This window comes from Peribacillus sp. NPDC096540, assembly GCF_050278525.1.
GTDB lineage: Bacteria > Bacillota > Bacilli > Bacillales > DSM-1321 > Peribacillus.
The window spans coordinates 36,961-57,414 of the sequence record NZ_JBNNTG010000031.1 but is presented as its reverse complement, the minus strand read 5'-3'; the positions used below and the strand labels follow the sequence as shown (position 1 = coordinate 57,414).

The window sequence follows — 20,454 nt, the reverse complement described above, 5'->3', positions numbered from 1 at the left end:
AATTTTCTTAAAATTTTAGGGAGGTACTTATAAATGGCTAAAGAAATTAAATTTAGTGAAGAAGCACGCCGCTCAATGCTTCGTGGTGTGGACGCACTTGCAGATGCAGTTAAAGTAACGCTTGGACCAAAAGGTCGTAACGTGGTTCTTGAGAAAAAATTCGGTTCACCGCTTATCACAAATGACGGTGTAACAATCGCAAAAGAAATCGAATTAGAAGATGCATTCGAAAACATGGGTGCGAAATTGGTTGCTGAAGTAGCGAGCAAAACAAACGACGTAGCTGGTGACGGTACAACTACTGCAACGGTTCTAGCGCAAGCGATGATTCGTGAAGGTCTTAAAAATGTAACAGCTGGTGCTAATCCAATGGGTATCCGTAAAGGAATCGAAAAAGCGGTTAATACTGCAATTGCAGAATTAAAAGCTATTTCTCAACCTGTTGAAAACAAAGAATCGATTGCACAAGTTGCTGCTATCTCTTCAGATGATGAAGAAGTAGGTCAACTGATTGCTGAAGCTATGGAACGTGTTGGTAACGACGGCGTCATCACAATCGAAGAGTCTAAAGGTTTCACAACTGAATTGGACGTTGTAGAAGGTATGCAGTTCGACCGTGGATATGCTTCTCCTTATATGGTTACAGATTCAGATAAAATGGAAGCTGTTTTAGACAATCCATATATCTTAATCACGGATAAAAAAGTAACGAATATCCAAGAAATCCTTCCTGTACTTGAGCAAGTTGTTCAACAAGGGAAACCACTATTATTGATTGCTGAAGATGTAGAAGGCGAAGCGCTTGCAACTCTTGTTGTGAACAAACTTCGTGGAACATTCAATGCAGTTGCGGTTAAAGCTCCTGGATTCGGTGACCGTCGTAAAGCAATGCTTGAAGACATCGCAGCTCTTACAGGCGGCGAAGTAATCACTGAAGAAATCGGACTTGATCTTAAATCTGCAACAATCGAATCTTTAGGACGTGCGTCTAAAGTGGTTGTTACAAAAGAGAACACAACAATCGTTGAAGGTTCTGGAGATACAGCTCAAATTCAAGCTCGTGTAAACCAAATCCGTGTTCAATTAGAAGAAACAACTTCTGAATTCGACCGTGAAAAATTACAAGAGCGCCTTGCTAAATTAGCTGGTGGTGTTGCAGTAATCAAAGTCGGTGCAGCTACTGAAACAGAATTAAAAGAACGTAAACTTCGTATTGAAGATGCATTGAACTCTACTCGTGCTGCTGTTGAAGAAGGTATCGTAGCCGGTGGTGGTACAGCTCTTCTTAACGTATACAATAAAGTAGCAGAAATTCAAGCGGAAGGCGACGTAGCAACAGGCGTGAAAATCGTTCTTCGTGCTATCGAAGAGCCTGTACGCCAAATCGCTCACAATGCTGGACTTGAAGGCTCTGTAATCGTAGAACGCCTTAAAGGTGAAGCAGTTGGAACGGGCTTCAATGCAGCTACTGGCGAATGGGTTAACATGATCGCATCTGGTATCGTGGATCCTACTAAAGTAACTCGTTCAGCTCTACAAAACGCTGGTTCTGTTGCAGCAATGTTCTTAACAACAGAAGCAGTTGTTGCTGACAAACCAGAACCTGCTGGTGCAGGTGGCATGGGCATGCCTGATATGGGTGGCATGGGCGGAATGGGCGGCATGATGTAAGGCTTTTAAGCCTAGCATTTGAGAAATAGTTAAACCTATTTTTCGCTCATTTTGAGAACTGGTCACGTAAATGATTTATTTCTAAAGTATAGACTACTTCCTAAAAACTAGGAGGTAGTCTTTTTATGTTGTTGAAATTTGGGTATCAAGACTTTTTAGATGACAGACGTTTTAAGAACACAACAAAGGTAAACATAAGAAATTATGAAACTTCTCTTGGAGGATTTGTGAATACTGCATCGAGAAAGAGGTTGTAAGTGTCGAGGATATTACTTACAGTCATGTACGTCAATTTCTTATAGAGTGCCAAGAAAGGGGGAATAAGGCTGGCACAATAAATACCAAACTCCTAAGGATACGAGCGTTTTTAAATTATATGGTTGAATGTGAAGTCATTAAAAACAACCCTGCAAAACGAGTTAAAAGGCAAAAAGAAGATGTTAAAATTGCTGTTTTCAGCGATGACCAAATTCGGTAAATGTTGAACTACTACAGACGTATCAAGCTGAGAGAAGAGAGTTATTTTGCTTATCGTGATTACATGATAATCGTTACAATACTTGGTACAGGTATTAGGCGAGGAGAAATCATTAATCTTCAATGGTCTGATATTGATTTCATTAATCAAAATAATTTCTGTTTTCGGCAAGAATAGAAGAAAAGAAACAATTCCACTTACAGAAAAATTATCAAAAGAACTTTCTGGGTATCAAACTTTTTGCAAGCAACATTGGGTATAGGATAGGATAAGAAACATTAAGTAGTCTAGCGTCAATCCTCCATTCTTAGCGGTTTTTAAGAACAGTGCAAGTTCTTCCTTTTCCAAATACTTAGGGGCTTCTTCTTCCTCTAGCTGTTCAATGGTATTTTTAACTTTTTTAAGATAGGCAAACTCGGTAGGGTCCTTCTTGATAAGCTCTAATTCTAATGCTTTTCGAAAAATCATCCTCCCAGTTCGATGTATTCCTTCCCTTGTACTATCTTTAAAAAGTTTAGAGTATCTTGATATTACTTTCTGGAAATTTATTCAAGTTTTAGTTGTGCAAAATAGGGCATCAACTTCGAAATTTCATGAAGTCTGACTCGTATGGTTCCTGGCTTTACGTCTTTGGCTTCACTGTAGATGGTGAGCCATTCTTTTGCAAATGTACTGAATGTAATTGTTAATCGTGCTGTAGCCGATTGTTCAGACTTTAAAGATGTTAGGACAATTGAAGATGTCATTTTTCAAATACAAGGTGGCAATTATTCTTTTGAAGCTGTTCAAAAGGGGAATATGTTTTATCAAAGAGCGAGACCTTCTGAAAAAAATTAGCAGAACAGACTTTGAATTATTGGAGAGAACATCCAGCGAAATATGCCATTCGGTATTTTAATCCATATACTCCTTGTCCTCCAACATGGTATGGCCAACCTTTACAGGTCAATTTAAAAATCATTGTTTTTATGAACCATCAGCTGGAACATATGAAAGCGTTCATATGGGGTAGGTTGTCTAGGAGCTATTATTCATTTTTTAAGGCTATAAATAAATGAGATTGTTCTCATACTATAAGAAATGTAGTAAATTCTAAACTTTTGTTTTATCAAGGGTAAGAGCATATTTCGTCAAACCGTGGTCATTTTATTGGACATAAGCTCCAAAAACCACTCTAAATATCAAGGCCTTTCATCAATCTATGAAATTGATGAAAGGTCTTTTTTCTAATAAGGAATGCTTATTTCCCACTAAAAGCACTATGCGAATAGTTCTTTTTAGTGTTCAGATTACCCTTTAGAAGGAAGTAAAATAGTATTCAAAAATTATGCCTAGACTAATAATCTAGAATGACAACAGACAGTTGCTGGTTAGATATTGTCAGTTGACTGTGATATTAGGTGTTGTTATTGGATGATACCTCTACGCAAAGCTTCGGCTACTCCTTGCACTCGATTGAACACCTCGAGTTTTCGAATGGCGGATTGTACATAATCCTGGACAGTAAATTCGCTAATGCCAAGGGATACAGCCATTATCTTCGTGCTCTCACCCCAAGACATTCTCTGCAATACGTCGATTTCCCGCTTGCTAATACTTTTGGTGCTTCCAGGGTAGTCATCTTCTCCAAATATTTGCCCTAAATGTTGCCCATACATACCTAAAGAGTGAAGAAGGCTATCATCAACGGTAAAGGAATCTGTACTCCCCATGCAGGCATAGCCAACAACGTGTGAGCTATAGCTAATGGGAACTACTATAAGTTCAGTAGTCACGCCATTGGTAAACTTTATTGGAAGTTGGAGAATTGATTGTGAATCGATATGCTTAGGCTTTCTTTCCTTGATGGCTGAATAGATGGGAGGCATGTTCCGAACATCTTCTCTCCACTCCTGCAAGGAAGATACCACTTGTTGATCTATACATAATATACCTTCACCGATTTTACTTAGTGTCGAATAGAAATAGAGGCTTACACGGGAAAAGTTAAAAAGATCCATAAATCCACGAACGGCAAGGATTTGTTTTTCGTAATGAGAAGGAACTGATGAAATAGATTGAATTTGTTTTTTTATAGCTGCATCAAGCATAAATATCCTCCTTTTCAATGAGATTGAATATTCACATTATATCAAAAAAATATGTCATTACAAATTATGCTAATAATTGGATGGAAACCTTAAGATAACAAGTTTATCGATTATTTCGAGAGGAAAAGTGAATTTTTCATAGGAATCCCCTTAATTTTAGGGGATATATAAAACGGGAAATTAAAATTATTATTAAACTTGTAAGCGATTACAATTGAAAGAATAACTGTAAGGATAAAAGTCATTTTTAATTAAATGACTCTTAATATTAGAAAGCAGGTGACGGAAATGAGTAATACTTTTGCTGAATTTCATTTAAGAACATCCATATCTAGTGGGGCTGGGGCTAGAAGTTTGCTACCACAAATGATTCAGGGGTTAGGCGGTAAGCGGGCCATCTTGATTACGGATAAAGGAATCGTACAAGCGGGCGTTGCTGCCCAAATTATCGATTTATTTGGAAATTCTCAGGAAACTGTAGAACTAGTAGGTGTCTTTGATGAAATTGAACAAGATGCCAAGGCAGAGAATATTACCAAAGCCGTTCGGGTTGCTAAAGAACTTCGAGCGGACGCGCTGATTGCCCTAGGGGGTGGAAGTGTGCTGGATGCTGTAAAAGGTATCAAGTGGATGCTGCATAAAGGATATGACAATACGGAGGAAGTACTTCATACGAGCATTAGGGAATTCCCTCCAGAAGCCCAACCGATGGAAATTCCACATGTGGCAATTCCTACGACAGCAGGAACGGGTGCAGAAGTGTCGCCAATGGCTGTTATTTATAATGAAAAACTAGGTGTAAAAGTAGTGGTAAGGACTCCGTATCTCAATGCTGACATGGCGATTCTGGATCCTGAATTGACGGTGGGACTGCCTCCGAAGATTACAGCATTTACGGGAATGGATGCCTTGACGCATGCAATAGAAGGTTATTTTTCGACAACAGCTACTCCATTTACTGATTCTTATGCTTTGTATTCTGCCCAGTTGATTTCAGAGAATTTACCAAATGTAGTTAAGGAAGGATCTAACGTAGAAGCTAGAGGCAATATGTTAATGGCGAGTGCAATGGCAATAACGGCTTTTGGATTTGGAAACAATGGAGTGCCGGTGCATAATATGGCGCATGTATTTGGTGCTAAGTTTAGAATTCCACATGGTTTGGCCAACGCGGTACTTCTACCAAATGTAATGGATGCACTGCCTGCTTTATATTTACCGAAAATTAAACGGTTTGCCGAGGCGTTGGGAATTGAAAATCTGTCGGCCGATCCTCAAGAATGTTTGACGAAGGTTATCGAATTCATCCGTGATTTGCGACAGCAAGTTGGGTTATCTGATACATTTGCTGAATTTAATCTAGATTCTGATATTCTCCAATACATTGTGGAGGAAGTACAAAGTGATTCGGCATCAGGCAAATTCCTGATTCCAGCGGATATTATTATCAAAGTGACTGAAGAAGTTGCCGGATTTATCCCAGCAAAGTGAACCCATAACCTATTCGAAGGAGGTATGAATCCAATCATGTTAGATACTCAAGCAAAGGACTTCCTGCAGATGTTAGGAGAAAGAAAACCAACTTCTGCTATGACACCTGAAGAAAACCGTGCCAATGGGGTGGCGCTACAAAAATTGGCGGGGCCAGCAGAGTCAGTAGCGAAGATAGAAGAGCACTGGATACCTGTGAAAGATGGCGAAATCAAGGTGAGGATTTATACCCCTGAAGGTGAAGGGGTTTTCCCGATATTTATTTATCTTCATGGAGGGGGATGGGTTTTAGGGGATCTTGATACAGTCGATGTACCATGTCGTAGCATTGCGAATCAGGCAGAGTGCATAGTGGTTTCTGTTGATTATCGCAGAGCTCCTGAATATAAGTTCCCTATTCCTCTTGCAGATTGTTATGAAGCAGCATTATGGGTAGCTAATCATGCAGGTGAATGGAAGGGAGATTCGACGAAAATCTCTATAGGTGGGGACAGTGCCGGTGGAAATCTGGCTACATGTGTCGCAATGAAGGCAAGAGATGAGCAAGGACCAACTTTCGTGTCCCAAATTTTGATCTATCCGGTAACAGATCTCTCTTTCAGTACGACATCGTACAAGGAAAATGGAGAAGGATATTTCCTCACTCAGGATAGCATGGAATGGTTTGCTCGACACTATATCAAAACTGAAGAAGACAAATTGAACCCATATGTTGCACCGCTACTATCTGAAGATCTTAGCAATCTTCCACCAGCACTAGTCATTACAGCAGGGTATGATCCACTTCGAGACGAGGGATTAGCCTATGCGAATCGATTGCAGGAAGCGGGTATTCAGGTGGAATCCAATTGCTTCGAAGGGATGATTCACGGATTCTTCTGGATGGCGGGAATTATGGACAAAGGCAAGCAGGCGATTGGTCAAGTAGCCCGCCACTTGCGTTCATCCTTTGACGAATAAATAAGCCTACGAATTTTACCGGATGTATTTAATTATCTGGTGTGACAATCGATACATTCTTAAATACAACGAAATTGTGAATATAGGGAGGAATAAAAATGGCAAATACAAATCAAATCATTAATTTAGATGCAGTCGTTATCGGAGCAGGTTTCTCGGGAATGTATATGCTATATCGCTTACGTGAAGCTGGATTTTCTGTCCGTACTTTCGAAGCGGCGGCAGATGTTGGGGGTGTATGGTACGCGAATCGTTATCCGGGAGCGCGATGCGACTCAGAAAGTATCATTTATAATTATACGTTTTCTGATGAGCTCCTTCAGGAATGGACATGGACTACTAGATTCCCGGCTCAGGAAGAAATATTAAGGTACCTTAATTTCGCGGCAGATAAGCTCGACCTACGCCGTGATATTCAGTTCAATACACGTGTTACATCTGCTCATTACAACGAAATTAATAAAAATTGGGATATAAAACTAGCCGATGGTACTAACTTAACTGCCACATATTTCATCACTGGGGTAGGCTGCCTATCTGCATCAAATATACCTAACTTTAAGGGATTGAATAGTTTTGAAGGAGAGGCATACCACACTGGACGTTGGCCACATGAAAAGGTAGATTTCAGTAATAAACGCGTCGGTTTGATTGGTACAGGTTCAAGTGGAATCCAATCTATCCCTGTCATTGCGGAAGAAGCAGGCCATCTCAATGTTTTCCAGAGAACGCCGGCGTATAGTACTCCTGCAAGAAACTATCCATATGACGCAGAATTTATTCGTCAAACAAAAGAAAATTATGAAGAGATTAGACAACAAATTCGTTGGTCTTCAATGGGATATCTTCATGCGACAGTTAATAATAGATCGGCATTGGATGATACACCAGAAGAACGTGAGCAGCAATACCAAAAGATTTGGGAAAGAGGCGGATTAGGGTTTAGTCAAACGTACAATGACCTAATGGTAAACGAAGAAGCCAATAAAACGGCTAGTGAATTTATTCGTTGTAAGATCGATGACGTTGTTAAAAATCCTGAGGTAGCCAAGAAATTAAAACCAAGCTACTTCTACTCTGCAAAACGACCTGTTATTGACACTAATTATTATGAGACGTTTAACCGTGATAACGTTACTTTGGTAGATGTAAAGACGACGCCAATTGTTGAGATTACGCCTAAAGGGATAAAAACTTCAGAAACAGAATATGAATTGGATGTTATTGTTTTTGCTACAGGTTACGATGCGATGACAGGACCATTGTTTAAGATTGATATTCGTGGAAAAGAAGGTGTGTCACTTAAAGATAAATGGGCTGATGGAACACAAACGAGAACTTACCTTGGTATCGCCAATGCTGGTTTCCCTAACATGTTTATGATTACTGGTCCTGAGAGTCCCTCAGTGCTATCAAATGTGCCTGTGTCAATTGAGCAGCATGTTGAATGGATCGGTGATTGTATCGAATATCTACGTGAGAATAAATTAGAAACAATTGAGGCAAATGTAGAAGCGGAAGAAACATGGAGTAAGAATTGTTTAGAACTAGCTCAATCTACACTTTTTACAAAGGTGGCGTCTTGGTATACGGGTGCAAATATTGAAGATAAGCCACGTGGATTCCCAATTTATACTGGTGGAGTTGGGAACTACCGTAAGATATGTGATGAAGTAACAGCTAAAGGTTACGAAGGATTTACGTTAACACCTTCGCGCTCTAAAGAGACGATTTCTTAAAAGACTGTATTGAGTCCTAATAATTTTTATTATTCCGGAAAATCCAACGATATTTAGTTCGGATTTTCCGGTAGACAAAAATCGCAAAGGGAGCGTTGAATGATGTATATCAATGGAGAATGGTTAGAAACAGATAAGGTATTTGAAGTAAATAATCCAGCTACAGGGGAAACGGTAGATACTGTTTATTTTGTCGGCGAAGAAGAGACGAATGCTGCTATTCAAGCCGCAAAGAATGCATTTCCTCAATGGTCAGCACTGACAGCAGAACAGCGTAGTTCGTATTTATGGCGGATTGTAGAGAAGCTGGGAGAGAACAAGGAAGAAATCGCTCAAATAATCACAAAAGAAATGGGAAAAACCATTCATCACGCTAGGCAAGAAGTAGGTTCAACGATTGCCTTTCTCCAATGGTATGCCGAAGAAGCGCGCAGAGTTTACGGAGATGTCATTCCTCCATCGATTGCTAACAAACGTATCCAAGCGATTCGACAACCTATTGGTGTTGTGGCAGCTATTACTCCTTGGAATTTCCCACTATCTATGGCAGCTAGGAAATTGGGACCGGCTCTAGCGACAGGGTGTACAGTGATTCTAAGACCTTCAAGGGAAGCTCCGTTGTCATCCGTTGCATTGTTTAAAATTATTGATGAAGTAGGTTTGCCGAAAGGCGTGGCTAATCTCCTCATTGGGCAATCAGGCCCTATTGTCAACACGATTATGAACAGCAGTATCGTAAAAAAAGTTTCCTTTACGGGTTCAACGGAAGTTGGGAAAATCCTCATTGAACAATCTGCAAAAACTGTAAAACGCGTGTCAATGGAATTAGGTGGACATGCTCCATTTATTGTATTTGATGATGCTGATATCGATTTGGCAGTTAACGGCTTGGTAATAAGTAAATTTGGCTCTAATGGACAACAATGTATCTGTCCAAACCGAATCTATGTGCAAGAAAATGTATATGAGGAATTTGCAGAGAAATTGAAAGAAAAAGTTCAAACAATCAAAGTGGGTAATGGATTGGATGAACAAAATGGAATGGGCCCATTAATCTATGAAGATGCAATCGACAAAGTTCAAGAGCAAGTGGATGATGCCGTTCTCTTAGGGGCGTGTGTACTTAACGGTGGAAAAAGGTTGACAAGGGAAGACTACTCCAATGGTTATTTTTATCCTCCTACTGTTTTAGCGGATGTTACGGATGAAATGTTAATTACTCGGGAGGAAACTTTTGGTCCTGTCATTCCACTGATTAAGTTCAAGAGCGAAGAAGAAGTGATTGAAAGAGCAAATGCCATTGAATATGGACTTGCATCTTACTTCTATACAAAAGATCTTTCCCGCAAGTACCGTGTTTCTGAACAATTGGAATACGGTATGGTCGGAGTGAATGATGCGATTCCATTTGCAGTTCAAGTGCCATTTGGTGGCGTGAAAGAGAGCGGTATGGGGCGTGAAGGTGGAAAGTATGGAATGGATGACTATTTAGATATAAAAATGATTTCTGTACAGATTTAATAGATGATTGATACAGAGCTAAACAATCCGTTTTGAAATAGTATTAGGTACTATTAAACTTGTTTATTTTCCTTCACCTCATCAAGTAGGTGAGATGAAGGCGAGGTACTTAACTATTCAGCGGGTGTCTTGTCTAGTAAGGAAGGATGCAGTTTAATCCTTCCTTCTTTGTAGCTTCAATATTTTAAAAAAGAAATAAATACCCATAAATGAGGGGGAATGTTTATGCGTTGGATTGTTCTAGTCATTCTATTTTTTGGCTTTTTGATTAACTTTGCAGACAAGAGTGTTGTCGGGCTTGCTGTTGGTCCTTTAATGGAAGAATTGAATTTAAGTTATGCGCAGTGGGGACTTGTTGGTAGTAGTTTTTTCTGGATATTTCCTGTAGCTGCGGTTTTAATGGGATTTATTACTGATAAAGTCTCACCTAAGAAAATTATTGCCTTTATGCTTTTGGCGTGGTCACTACTCCAGTTTGGAGGTTATTTAATCGGCGGTTTTGCAACGCTTCTTTTGTATCGTATTTTTCTTGGATTTGCTGAAGGTGGCTATGCTCCGGCATCCCTTAGACAATTATTTGCTTATTTCCCCCCCTCTATGCGGGCAAGGGTGACTACTATTTTTACACTAGGTTCAACGGTTGGAGCGTATGCGGTTGCTCCTTTGGTTGTACTCCTACTCCAGGTAGTAGGTTGGAGACACTCGTTTGCTATTATGGGATTATTCAGTTTAGTTCTGGTAGTCGTGTGGGTTATGGTAATTCCTAAAAAAACGCCAGAACTTGAAGAACTTGAAGTGATGGACGACTCCACTCCAAAAAGGAAAGTTCCTTGGTCGGAATTATACCCAGTTTTGTTGTCAAGAACTAGCATATTTACGTTGTTTATGACGTTCGGGTTCTTTTGTTTATCGAGTTGGATGCAGATTTGGATGCCCTTATACTTTTTAGAAGTAACTCAAATATCGCAAATGGGAATGGCGTATGCCACATTGACAGTCGGGTTGACATCGATGATTGTGTCGCTGTCGATGGCAACTATCTCTGACCGCGTATTTAAAAAAACGCAAAGCTTGCGTGAGGGACGGGTGAAAGTAACAGGGATTGGTATGCTTATTGCTGGCTTAATTTTTGGATCACTCTATTTTACGAACTCGGTTGTGTGGACAACCTTGGGAATTACATTGGCATATGGATTTAGTTTCCTAATTCTTTCAACATCTCATATCATTATTGGCAATCAACTTCCTGAACGTACATCAACTCTCTCTGGAGTGATTGTCGCTTTTTCGAATATTGCAGCAGCTTTATGCGCAATGGCCGTTGGATTTATAATCCAAAACGTTGGAGTCGATAATTCGATTCAAGGGTTTAAATATTCGTTTCTAATGATTGCTGCCATTATGGTGATCGTTGCAATACTATTTATAGCCTATGTTCATCCGGAAGGAAAAAAGAAAAAAAACAAATTGGTTAATATAGAAAAGGCAGCGTCAAGTTCTTAAGAAGTATGGATTTGGTACATGCACAATTCAGTAAGGGGGAAGAACAATGGATTTTGAAGAAAAAGTTGTATTAATCACAGGGGCAGCAGGAGGAATTGGTAAAGAAACGGCTCGTTTATTTGCCAAACAAGGAGCAAAACTGTCGTTAGTCGATATGGATGCCCAAGCATTAGAGTCGCTTGTAATGGAACTAGAGCTAGAGGATTATTTGCTACAAACTGCTGATGTGACAAGTGAAGAACAGGTGAAGAATTTTGTTCAGCAAACGAAGGAGAAGTACGGAAAAATTGATGTCTTCTTTAATAATGCGGGAATAGAAGGAAAGGTTGCTTCCATTATAGAAACCAATGCTGAGGATTTAGATAAGGTATTGAATGTCAATATCAAAGGTGTCTTTTTTGGTTTAAAGCATGTGATGGCTCCCATGATGGAGCAAAAATTTGGAAGTATCATTAATACGTCATCCATTACGGGGTTAAAAGGCTCCCCTGGTTTAGCTCCTTACTCGGCTTCTAAACATGCCGTTCTTGGTTTGACTAAAACAGCAGCCATAGAATCAGCAGGAATGGGGATTCGCGTAAATGCGATTTGCCCTGGGTATGTCGAAACTAGAATGATGCAGGCCATTGAGCAAGGTAGAGGATCAGAGCATGCGAATCAAATGAGAGAAAGAGCATTATCGAAAGTACCTTTGAATCGATATGCGCAAACGAATGAAATTGCGGAACTTGTTTTGTTTTTAGCCTCAGATAAAGCTACTTATATTACAGGAAGTCATTATCTCATTGACGGAGGGAATCTGGCATAAGATTGTGTGAAAAAATTTGATATAGCGATTTAAGGGGCTCTTTCAAAAGAAAGAGCCCCTTGTTATGGGGATCGTAGAATTACCCGCGTCCTTGCTGTTGAAGCAATTGTTACTCCCTCCACTTCCTTCACTCCATTTCGATTATTTTCTAATAACCTCCCATAGTCAACTTACTAAAATAGGGCTGCGGGCTTAGTAAATAATTAGGCTTAAGTTAGTTCACCTAATAAATACCATTTTGTATGATTACTTTGTACTCTCAATAATCATTCAGGTCAAGTCTACTAAGAAATCAGCATGTATAGTTTTTCAAAGGTTTTTGATTAAGATTTGCAACATCCATGCTTAGTGCTTGTTCTGGAAATGAAAAAGTTATAGAAATTAAAAAAGATTCATTAAGAGCATTATTAATTCAAAAGTTGAAGAAATTATTCCCTTGAAGAAATGTGCAAGGTTGATAGAGACAAGAATAAAATAGAAAAAAATTATCTATGTAGAAGGAGGAAAAATTTTGTTTTTAAAGATGGTAAAGAATGATTTTGTCAGGCAGAAAATTGTAACAATTTCAGTATTTGTATTTATCGCTATGGCAGTTCTTTTGGGAGCTAGTGCGATAAATAACATTGCCAATCTGATTCAGTCGATGTCGGACCTGCAGGAACGTGCAGTACCAGCTGACATTACGCAGATGCATTCCGGAGAATTTGATCAGGCAGAAATCGATAAATTTACAGAAGAACAGCGTGAGAATATAGCGATGCAGGAGACGATGGTTCTTCTGACTTTGGATGGAAGTAATATTCATTTCGGCAATAATCAAACGATGGCTGGAACTGTACAGGATATTTCATATGTTGTACAGAATAAAAAATTCGATTTTATATTGGATCTGGATAATGAAAAGCTGGATGTAACGGAAGGGGAAGTGGCGGTTCCCATCTATTTCATGCAACAATATGACTTAAAAATAGGTGATACGATTACGGTGAAAAGCGGAGAGTATGAGAATGAGTTTGTCATTTCAGATTATGCAAGAGATTATGAGATGAATTCTTCCCTTACTTCTTCGAAACGGTTTGTTATTAATCAGGCAGACTATAATGAAATGCTTTTAAAGCAGGCCGGGGAACTGGAATATCTAATCGAATTCAAACTGCATGAAAACGGGGATTCTCAAGGAATTCAGACTGCATATATCGAAGGAGGTCTTCCAGCAAACGGTCCTACAGTCGGAGGAAAGATATTTCTGATGTTTAATGCCATGTCAGATGCGGCAGTTGCAATGGTCATTATACTTATCAGTATTCTGCTGATTATTATAGCTTCGCTCTGTATCAGACTTACGTTTCTTGCAACCATTGATGAAGATTTAAGAGAAATCGGTGTGATGAAAGCAATAGGAATATCAAAAAAAGATATAAAGAAGGTATATCTTAACAAATACAGAGTCATGTCAGTAGTAGCCGGTATAATAGGCTATCTGCTTTCCTTTGCCGTGGTACATCTGTTTAACGGTAATATGAGACTTTACATATCTTCGGATTTATCAGGAAACTTAAAATATGTACTATCTCTTATGGCTCCATTATTGGTATATTTCATCATTGTGATGTATTGCAAGAAAGTACTGAAAAGAATCGATAAGATTTCTGCGGTAGAAGCCTTACGGAAAGATTCTATGGAGCGTGGAAAGAACCAAAAATACAGTTTTCCACTGCTTAAGAACAAATTCTTCAGCACCAATATTTATATGGGACTTAGGGATGCATGGAAACGATTCAAATTATACAGGCTACTGTTCTTTATTTTTATCGCATGTACGTTTATTGTAATACTCCCTATAAATATTTATAACACCATGAATTCACCAGAATTTTCCACATACATGGGAATAGGAAAGTCCGATATGAGAATCGATCTTCGAAGGAACGATAGTATTACAGAAGATTTTAAAAAGCTGCAGGAAGAGCTGAAAAATGATTCGGATATTGAAAAGTATGCGGCCTACATCACAAGTTCCTACCAGGTCAAAAATGCGGAAGGTTCCTGGGACTATATGAATATTGAAACCGGAGATTTTTCCGTATTTCCTTTAAATTATCTGGAAGGAAGAGCACCGAAGGGTGAAGGAGAAATCTCACTTTCCTTTGCCAATGCGTCAAAAGACGGATTAAACAAGAACGTAGGAGATGAAGTAGCAGTAAAGGTTGGCGGGGAAGAAAAGAATTTGAAAGTAACTGGTATTTATCAAGATATTACAAATGGCGGGAAAACAGCAAAGGCGCATACCAGTCTTGGAGTAAATGATGAGGCCGTTCTTTGGTATATTGTGTACATGGATGTGGCACAAGGCGTTGATATTCGTGAGAAAATGGACTACTACCAGAATGCCTATGATTCTGCGCAGGTCAATGATATCAAAGAATATACACGGCAGACTCTTGGAAATATCATTGATCAGATGAGCACAGTTGTGATAGGCGCATTCGCCATTGCAGTAATCATAGCTGTATTGATAACGGCACTATTCCTTCGGATGCTATTATCAAAGGATATGTCTCAGGTTGCAATCATGCGAAGTATGGGATTAACTTCTAAAAATATTAAACATCAATATATGGCAGGAACTATGATGGTACTGATATTGGGAATCATAGTTGGAGTGCTGGCTTCTAATTATTTAGGGGAGTTACTTGTAAGTATGGCAATGTCCTCTATGGGAGCTGCAAAAATTGAATTTGTTCATGTTGTATGGCAGACTTGGCTGCTATGTCCGTTAACGCTGATTGTAGTAGTCGGCTTTACGATATTTGTGTCCTGTAAGGTAGCCGTAAAAGATGATTTATCTGTCGTTTTAAGAAGTTAGAAGTACTGAAAAAAAGGTTCGGGCAGGAAGTGTATCTGCTAAGGCAGAAGAAGTCTCCTGTGTGAAGGCCCCTATGCAGATAAGAATGCAGATTCCTGAAAAAAAGCATTCCGGGGCGCCCCTGTGGAAATAGACTTTGATTTTAATATTTGGCATTGGAGGAATATAGATGAGCAATATATTAGAAGCAATAAGTATGAACAAAAAAGTAGAATTAGGAAAAGATAATGAGCTTCATATCTTAAAGGATGTAAACCTGGATATAGAAGAAGGTGAATTCGTATCGGTCATGGGTCCATCCGGAAGCGGGAAATCAACACTTCTGTATAATGTAAGCGGTATGGATAGAATTAATTCCGGCAGTGTGAAATTTAAAGACTTTGAAATCGGCACACTAAAAGAAGAAGAACTGGCGAAGATTCGACTGAATCACATGGGATTTATCTTTCAGGATATTAATCTATTAAAAAATCTGTCATTGATTGACAATGTTATGTTTCCTGCTCTTGTATCAAAAGATGCGGATAAAAATGCGGTGTATCAAAAAGCAAAAAAACTGATGGAAATGACAGGAATTGAAAAGCTTGCAGATAATACGATCACTCAAGGCTCTGGCGGCCAGCTGCAGAGAGTCGCCATCTGCAGAGCATTGATAAATGATCCGGATATCATTTTTGGAGACGAACCGACCGGAGCATTAGATTCCAAATCGTCAGCAGACATTATGTCTATTCTGGCAGAGATTAATAATGAAGGGACAACCATCATGCTCGTGACGCATGATGCAAAGGTGGCAGCAAAAACCGAAAGAGTATTGTTTATGGTAGATGGAAACCTTGTTGCACAGAAGAAAATGAGTAAATACGATAACCAGCATGACGATCTTAAGAAAAGAGAAGAAAGCATTATGAAATGGTTAGTAGAAAATGGATTCTAATTTTTCATTGGCATTCGCATAAAGTTCGAAAGGAAAAATGAAGAATGTTTGTAAGGAAAGACACGCTAACAATTTGTTAACACAATCAAGCGGAAAACGATAAAATCTCGTTAAAGATGTTACACCATTGATTAGCAAAAACCTTGATATAACACACTTTTCAGCACATATCGTTAAAGATATCACAGGCTCTCACCTTACGGGCGGCATGATGTAATCATTGCTTAAATCCCTTGAAATATAGGGATTTAACGAGGATTTAGAAATGGATGCTCACCTAACATGTAAATATTTTTATAGTGAAGGACTTCCATCAGTTTATTGAACTGCTGGGAGGCCTTTTCTTATTTGTTGTCAGTAAAGACAAGATTCCATGTTGGGATTGAAATCGTTTCGAACAGCCACCTATATTTTGAGTGGTATCGAAGCTATGCAGATGGTTAAAAAAAATCAACCTCATCAACAGGCAAAGTCTGCCCAAAATGAGGTTGATTTCATTCATAAGTTGTTCGGAGTAGCTGCTTAATCCACGAAAGTTAACAGGATATTACCATTCTATGTTTCTATTTCATTATTTTTGCACTAGAACCTTCTAAACTCCAAACAAACTTTGTCTTATATTAACGAGAATCTAGTTAAATTCAAAAAGCTTGCATTATTCATTATTTTTATTATAATACTTGTATACAAGTGTACTTGAACTCTATTAGAAGGTGAATTTATGGCTGAATCAAAGGAATTTCTTTATCCTGTAAAATGGCTTTCAAAAGCTTCAGCTGGTGATCGTGTAACATCCGAGCTTAGAATGCGCATTATTTCGGGGATGATTGAAAGCGGTGCCATCCTATCTGAAAATAAATTAGCTGCTGATTTCGGTGTAAGCCGCTCACCCATTCGTGAAGCGTTAAAAATACTGGCCTCTGAAAATATCATCCGATTAGAAAGAATGGGTGCGGTTGTCATTGGTTTAACAGAAAAAAAATATGCAGAAATTTATGATGTACGTATACTCATCGAGACGTTTGTATTTGAACGTCTAGTAAGGATGGACACGAATGAATTGGTAATGGAACTTAGTAAAATACTAGAAATGATGAAAATTTCTATAAAATATCGAGATGCTGATGAGTTTTCCTATCAGGATGTCCTATTCCACGAAACAATTATTCGGTCCATCAATCATTCCTACATCCTGATGATCTGGGATAATTTAAAACCTGTGATGGAAAGTTTGATTCTTCTATCCATGCGCAGTCGTTTCAAAGAAAAGTATGAAGACTTTACACGGATCACAAATAATCATCAACTTTATATTGATGCGATCAGAACAAAAGATCGAGACCTCATGATTAAGTCGTTACATGAAAACTTTGATGATGTTCAAGAGAAAGTTGAAGACTTATGGATGGCCCAACAGATGCTTTCAAAAGGAGTCGAACAAGAAAATGACTAGCTATATGTTAGGTGTAGACATCGGTACAACAAGTACAAAAGCTGTATTATTTACGAAAAAAGGCGATGTCATTCAGCAAGAGAATATTGGTTATCCTCTTTACACACCGGATATGACAACAGCGGAACAAGACCCTGAAGAGATTTTTCAGGCCGTTTTGAAAGCCTTTTCAAATATAACGAAACAGCATTCAGATAAAAAGATATCATTTATTTCATTTAGCAGTGCGATGCATAGTGTTATAGCTATGGATGAAAATGACCAGCCGCTAACCCCTTGTATCACTTGGGCAGATAATCGCAGTGAAACTTGGGCCCACAAAATAAAAGATGAATTAGAGGGTCATGAAGTTTACAAGCGAACCGGAACACCGATTCACCCGATGTCACCATTATCCAAAATCACCTGGATTGTGAATGATTGCCCAGAGATCGCAACCAATGTTAAAAAGTATATCGGGATTAAAGAATATATCTTTAAAAAGTTCTTTGATCAATATGTTGTCGATCATTCCCTTGCTTCATCCATGGGCATGATGAACCTCAAAAACTTGGATTGGGATGAGGAAGCCCTAAGAATTGCTGGAATAACGCGTGATCAATTATCTGAACTCGTACCAACAACAAAGATCTTTAACAACTGTGACCCGGATTTAGCCAAACAGATCGGGATTGATCCACAAACCTCTTTTGTCATTGGGGCAAGTGATGGTGTCCTTTCAAATCTAGGTGTAAACGCTATCCGGAAAGGTGAAATCGCTGTCACGATTGGGACAAGCGGTGCGATTCGAACGATTATTGACGAGCCGAAAACAGACGAAAAAGGAAGAATCTTTTGCTATGCCTTAACGGAAAAGCATTGGGTGATTGGAGGGCCGGTAAATAATGGCGGGATGGTCCTTCGCTGGATTCGCGATGAATTTGCTTCTTCCGAGGTAGAAACAGCTAAAAGACTTGGAATCGACGCTTATGAAGTCTTAACCAAGATTGCCGAGCGTGTAAGACCAGGCGCTGATGGATTGTTATTCCATCCATATCTTGCAGGTGAACGTGCACCATTATGGAATCCAGACGTACGGGGTTCATTTTTCGGATTAGCACTCTCGCATAAGAAAGAACATATGATTCGAGCGGCTCTAGAAGGAGTCATTTACAATTTATATACAGTATTTTTAGCCTTAACCGAATGTATGGACGGTTCCGTGACCCGAATTCAAGCTACGGGAGGCTTCGCAAGGTCGTCTGTTTGGCGGCAAATGATGTCCGATATCTTCGAATCGGAAGTCGTGGTTCCAGAAAGCTACGAAAGTTCGTGCCTGGGTGCTTGTATATTAGGATTATATTCCACTAGGGAGATTGATTCCTTCGAAGTAGTTTCTGAAATGATAGGCAATACCCACAAGCACATACCCAAAAATGATTCTGTAAAAGAATATAGGCAACTACTGCCGATTTTTATAAACCTATCAAGGGTATTGGAAAACGAATATACACAGATTGCGAATTATCAAAGAAACTTAATAAATGCTACAAAGTAAAGACATGGAGGAATTACAATGCCATTAGTTATTGTCGCTTTAGGAATTGTCGCTTTATTAATTTTAATAATGGGCTTAAAATTAAACACCTTTATTTCCTTAATCATTGTATCGTTTGGAGTCGCTTTAGCACTTGGGATGCCACTTGAGGGAATTGTCAAAACCATTGAAGCTGGATTAGGCGGAACACTTGGTCACTTAGCGTTAATCTTTGGACTTGGAGCGATGTTGGGTAAGTTAATCGCAGATTCAGGCGGCGCCCAACGCATTGCCATGACCCTCGTTAAAAAATTCGGTGAAAAGAATATTCAATGGGCAGTCGTAGCAGCATCATTTATTATCGGTGTCGCGTTATTTTTTGAAGTGGGATTAGTATTATTAATTCCAATCGTATTTGCAATTTCAAGAGAATTAAAAGTTTCGATATTGTATCTGGGTATTCCAATGGTAGCGGCATTATCCGTAACACACGGTTTCTTACCGCCGCACCCAGGACCAACCGTTATCGCTGGTGAATATGGTGCAGACCTTGGTCAGGTTTTACTTTACGGCTTCATTATTGCGGTTCCAACGGTTATTTTAGCTGGACCAGTATTTACGAAGCTAGCTAAAAAGCTCGTACCTGCATCATTTACGAAAACAGGCAGCATTGCCTCTTTAGGAGAACAAAAATCATTTAAACTTGAAGACACACCTGGATTTGGGATCAGTGTATTTACCGCTTTACTTCCCGTTATTTTAATGTCAATTGCTACGATTATCACTTTGATGCAAAAAACAATAGGCTTTGAAGACAATGGTTTACTAGCAGCTATCCGTTTTATTGGCGAAGCTGGTACTTCCATGTTGCTTTCCTTATTATTTGCGGTCTATTCAATGGGATTAGCAAGAAAGATTCCAATGAAAGATATTATGGAATCTTGTACATCAGCAATCTTACATATCGGAATGATGCTCTTAATCATAGGGGGCGGCGGAGCCTTCAAGCAAGTATTGATCGACGGCGGTGTAGGTGACTATGTAGCTGAATTATTCAAAGGAACATCATTATCACCAATCTTGCTTGCCTGGATCATCGCGGCAATCCTGCGTATTTCCTTAGGATCTGCAACCGTTGCTGCTTTAACGACAGCTGGTTTAGTTATTCCGATGTTAGGTCAGACGGATGTTAACCTTGCTCTAGTTGTACTTGCTACAGGAGCGGGAAGTTTAATCGCTTCACACGTAAACGATGCAGGTTTCTGGATGTTTAAAGAGTATTTTGGTTTAAGCATGAAAGAAACATTTGCAACATGGACCTTGCTTGAGACGATTATTTCAGTAGCTGGATTAGGATTTATTCTATTACTAAGCTTATTTGTATAGGCCTTTCCCGGCAGTAAATCCCCCACTTATGAGAG

General features: G+C 39.1%; 18 protein-coding genes and 2 pseudogenes. 17 read left to right on the top strand and 3 right to left on the bottom strand.

Features of this window, described 5'->3' with window-relative positions; all coding sequences use genetic code 11:
• Positions 1-33 precede the first annotated feature (33 nt).
• The 4 genes from groL (at position 34) to ACQKMR_RS22045 (ending at position 2,326) form a co-directional block, all read left to right on the top strand.
• Positions 34-1,671, top strand: a complete 1,638-nt coding sequence (groL, locus tag ACQKMR_RS22060) for a chaperonin GroEL (protein WP_427699233.1) — start codon at positions 34-36, stop codon at positions 1,669-1,671.
• Positions 1,672-1,796: 125 nt separating this feature from the next.
• The gene (locus tag ACQKMR_RS22055; RefSeq protein ID WP_427699232.1) at positions 1,797-1,928 is read left to right on the top strand and encodes a hypothetical protein; all 132 of its coding nucleotides are present in this window, start codon (positions 1,797-1,799) and stop codon (positions 1,926-1,928) included.
• Positions 1,895-2,149 carry a phage integrase SAM-like domain-containing protein gene (locus ACQKMR_RS22050; RefSeq protein ID WP_427699245.1) on the top strand — a complete coding sequence of 85 codons (255 nt, stop codon included), beginning with the start codon at positions 1,895-1,897 and terminating at the stop codon, positions 2,147-2,149. Before ACQKMR_RS22055 ends, ACQKMR_RS22050 begins: the two co-directional genes overlap by 34 nt.
• Positions 2,150-2,326, top strand: coding sequence for a tyrosine-type recombinase/integrase (locus tag ACQKMR_RS22045; protein ID WP_427699231.1), 177 nt, complete (start codon positions 2,150-2,152; stop codon positions 2,324-2,326).
• A gap of 54 nt (positions 2,327-2,380) precedes the next feature.
• Here ACQKMR_RS22045 and ACQKMR_RS22040 read toward each other — a convergent pair whose 3' ends face one another.
• Both ACQKMR_RS22040 and ACQKMR_RS22035 read right to left on the bottom strand, forming a co-directional pair.
• A complete protein-coding gene (locus ACQKMR_RS22040) occupies positions 2,381-2,617 on the bottom strand; it encodes a hypothetical protein (protein ID WP_427699230.1) in 237 nt (78 codons plus the stop codon).
• A gap of 77 nt (positions 2,618-2,694) precedes the next feature.
• Positions 2,695-2,895 (bottom strand): hypothetical protein, encoded by a 201-nt coding sequence (locus ACQKMR_RS22035; protein ID WP_340453363.1) that lies wholly within the window; start codon positions 2,893-2,895, stop codon positions 2,695-2,697.
• On the opposite strand from ACQKMR_RS22035, the pseudogene ACQKMR_RS22030 reads away from it, so the two are divergent.
• A pseudogene (locus ACQKMR_RS22030) lies at positions 2,825-3,161 on the top strand (cell wall hydrolase); the annotation flags it as partial. The gene ACQKMR_RS22035 and the pseudogene ACQKMR_RS22030 overlap by 71 nt on opposite strands.
• A 394-nt stretch (positions 3,162-3,555) precedes the next feature.
• Here the strand turns inward: ACQKMR_RS22030 and ACQKMR_RS22025 are convergent.
• Positions 3,556-4,239 carry a LuxR C-terminal-related transcriptional regulator gene (locus ACQKMR_RS22025; RefSeq protein ID WP_427699229.1) on the bottom strand — a complete coding sequence of 228 codons (684 nt, stop codon included), beginning with the start codon at positions 4,237-4,239 and terminating at the stop codon, positions 3,556-3,558.
• Positions 4,240-4,527: 288 nt separating this feature from the next.
• On the opposite strand from ACQKMR_RS22025, the gene ACQKMR_RS22020 reads away from it, so the two are divergent.
• From ACQKMR_RS22020 to ACQKMR_RS21965, 12 genes and pseudogenes are all read left to right on the top strand, one after another.
• A complete protein-coding gene (locus ACQKMR_RS22020; RefSeq protein WP_427699228.1) occupies positions 4,528-5,730 on the top strand; it encodes an iron-containing alcohol dehydrogenase in 1,203 nt (400 codons plus the stop codon).
• Between the two features lie 36 nt (positions 5,731-5,766).
• Complete coding sequence (locus ACQKMR_RS22015; protein ID WP_427699227.1) at positions 5,767-6,690, top strand: alpha/beta hydrolase; 924 nt, start codon at positions 5,767-5,769, stop codon at positions 6,688-6,690.
• A gap of 98 nt (positions 6,691-6,788) precedes the next feature.
• Complete coding sequence (locus ACQKMR_RS22010; RefSeq protein ID WP_427699226.1) at positions 6,789-8,429, top strand: flavin-containing monooxygenase; 1,641 nt, start codon at positions 6,789-6,791, stop codon at positions 8,427-8,429.
• A 102-nt stretch (positions 8,430-8,531) separates the two neighbouring features.
• Positions 8,532-9,950, top strand: coding sequence for an NAD-dependent succinate-semialdehyde dehydrogenase (locus ACQKMR_RS22005; protein ID WP_427699244.1), 1,419 nt, complete (start codon positions 8,532-8,534; stop codon positions 9,948-9,950).
• Between the two features lie 225 nt (positions 9,951-10,175).
• The gene (locus tag ACQKMR_RS22000) at positions 10,176-11,453 is read left to right on the top strand and encodes an MFS transporter (protein WP_427699225.1); all 1,278 of its coding nucleotides are present in this window, start codon (positions 10,176-10,178) and stop codon (positions 11,451-11,453) included.
• A 46-nt stretch (positions 11,454-11,499) separates the two neighbouring features.
• Positions 11,500-12,261 (top strand): SDR family NAD(P)-dependent oxidoreductase, encoded by a 762-nt coding sequence (locus ACQKMR_RS21995; RefSeq protein ID WP_427699224.1) that lies wholly within the window; start codon positions 11,500-11,502, stop codon positions 12,259-12,261.
• 511 nt (positions 12,262-12,772) lie between these two features.
• Positions 12,773-15,127, top strand: a complete 2,355-nt coding sequence (locus ACQKMR_RS21990) for an FtsX-like permease family protein (protein ID WP_427699223.1) — start codon at positions 12,773-12,775, stop codon at positions 15,125-15,127.
• Between the two features lie 169 nt (positions 15,128-15,296).
• Positions 15,297-16,064 (top strand): ABC transporter ATP-binding protein, encoded by a 768-nt coding sequence (locus ACQKMR_RS21985; protein ID WP_427699222.1) that lies wholly within the window; start codon positions 15,297-15,299, stop codon positions 16,062-16,064.
• 370 nt (positions 16,065-16,434) lie between these two features.
• Positions 16,435-16,590 (top strand): annotated as a pseudogene (locus tag ACQKMR_RS21980) (IS6 family transposase); the annotation flags it as partial.
• Positions 16,591-16,785: 195 nt separating this feature from the next.
• The gene (locus ACQKMR_RS21975; protein ID WP_379149198.1) at positions 16,786-17,517 is read left to right on the top strand and encodes a GntR family transcriptional regulator; all 732 of its coding nucleotides are present in this window, start codon (positions 16,786-16,788) and stop codon (positions 17,515-17,517) included.
• Positions 17,510-19,054 (top strand): gluconokinase, encoded by a 1,545-nt coding sequence (gene gntK / locus ACQKMR_RS21970; protein ID WP_427699221.1) that lies wholly within the window; start codon positions 17,510-17,512, stop codon positions 19,052-19,054. Before ACQKMR_RS21975 ends, gntK begins: the two co-directional genes overlap by 8 nt.
• 18 nt (positions 19,055-19,072) lie before the next feature.
• On the top strand, positions 19,073-20,419 hold the full coding sequence (locus ACQKMR_RS21965; protein ID WP_379149194.1) for a GntP family permease: 1,347 nt from the start codon (positions 19,073-19,075) through the stop codon (positions 20,417-20,419).
• The last annotated feature ends 35 nt before the right edge of the window (positions 20,420-20,454 follow it).

Excerpts from the sequence above, each read along its gene's own strand:
- groL (WP_427699233.1), top strand. The coding sequence starts at position 34 with ATGGCTAAAGAAATTAAATTTAGTGAAGAAGCACGCCGCTCAATGCTT.
- ACQKMR_RS22055 (WP_427699232.1), top strand. The coding sequence starts at position 1,797 with ATGTTGTTGAAATTTGGGTATCAAGACTTTTTAGATGACAGACGTTTT.
- ACQKMR_RS22045 (WP_427699231.1), top strand. The coding sequence starts at position 2,150 with ATGTTGAACTACTACAGACGTATCAAGCTGAGAGAAGAGAGTTATTTT.
- ACQKMR_RS22040 (WP_427699230.1), bottom strand. The coding sequence starts at position 2,617 with ATGATTTTTCGAAAAGCATTAGAATTAGAGCTTATCAAGAAGGACCCT.
- ACQKMR_RS22035 (WP_340453363.1), bottom strand. The coding sequence starts at position 2,895 with ATGACATCTTCAATTGTCCTAACATCTTTAAAGTCTGAACAATCGGCT.
- ACQKMR_RS22025 (WP_427699229.1), bottom strand. The coding sequence starts at position 4,239 with ATGCTTGATGCAGCTATAAAAAAACAAATTCAATCTATTTCATCAGTT.
- ACQKMR_RS22020 (WP_427699228.1), top strand. The coding sequence starts at position 4,528 with ATGAGTAATACTTTTGCTGAATTTCATTTAAGAACATCCATATCTAGT.
- ACQKMR_RS22015 (WP_427699227.1), top strand. The coding sequence starts at position 5,767 with ATGTTAGATACTCAAGCAAAGGACTTCCTGCAGATGTTAGGAGAAAGA.
- ACQKMR_RS22010 (WP_427699226.1), top strand. The coding sequence starts at position 6,789 with ATGGCAAATACAAATCAAATCATTAATTTAGATGCAGTCGTTATCGGA.
- ACQKMR_RS22005 (WP_427699244.1), top strand. The coding sequence starts at position 8,532 with ATGTATATCAATGGAGAATGGTTAGAAACAGATAAGGTATTTGAAGTA.
- ACQKMR_RS22000 (WP_427699225.1), top strand. The coding sequence starts at position 10,176 with ATGCGTTGGATTGTTCTAGTCATTCTATTTTTTGGCTTTTTGATTAAC.
- ACQKMR_RS21995 (WP_427699224.1), top strand. The coding sequence starts at position 11,500 with ATGGATTTTGAAGAAAAAGTTGTATTAATCACAGGGGCAGCAGGAGGA.
- ACQKMR_RS21985 (WP_427699222.1), top strand. The coding sequence starts at position 15,297 with ATGAGCAATATATTAGAAGCAATAAGTATGAACAAAAAAGTAGAATTA.
- ACQKMR_RS21975 (WP_379149198.1), top strand. The coding sequence starts at position 16,786 with ATGGCTGAATCAAAGGAATTTCTTTATCCTGTAAAATGGCTTTCAAAA.
- gntK (WP_427699221.1), top strand. The coding sequence starts at position 17,510 with ATGACTAGCTATATGTTAGGTGTAGACATCGGTACAACAAGTACAAAA.
- ACQKMR_RS21965 (WP_379149194.1), top strand. The coding sequence starts at position 19,073 with ATGCCATTAGTTATTGTCGCTTTAGGAATTGTCGCTTTATTAATTTTA.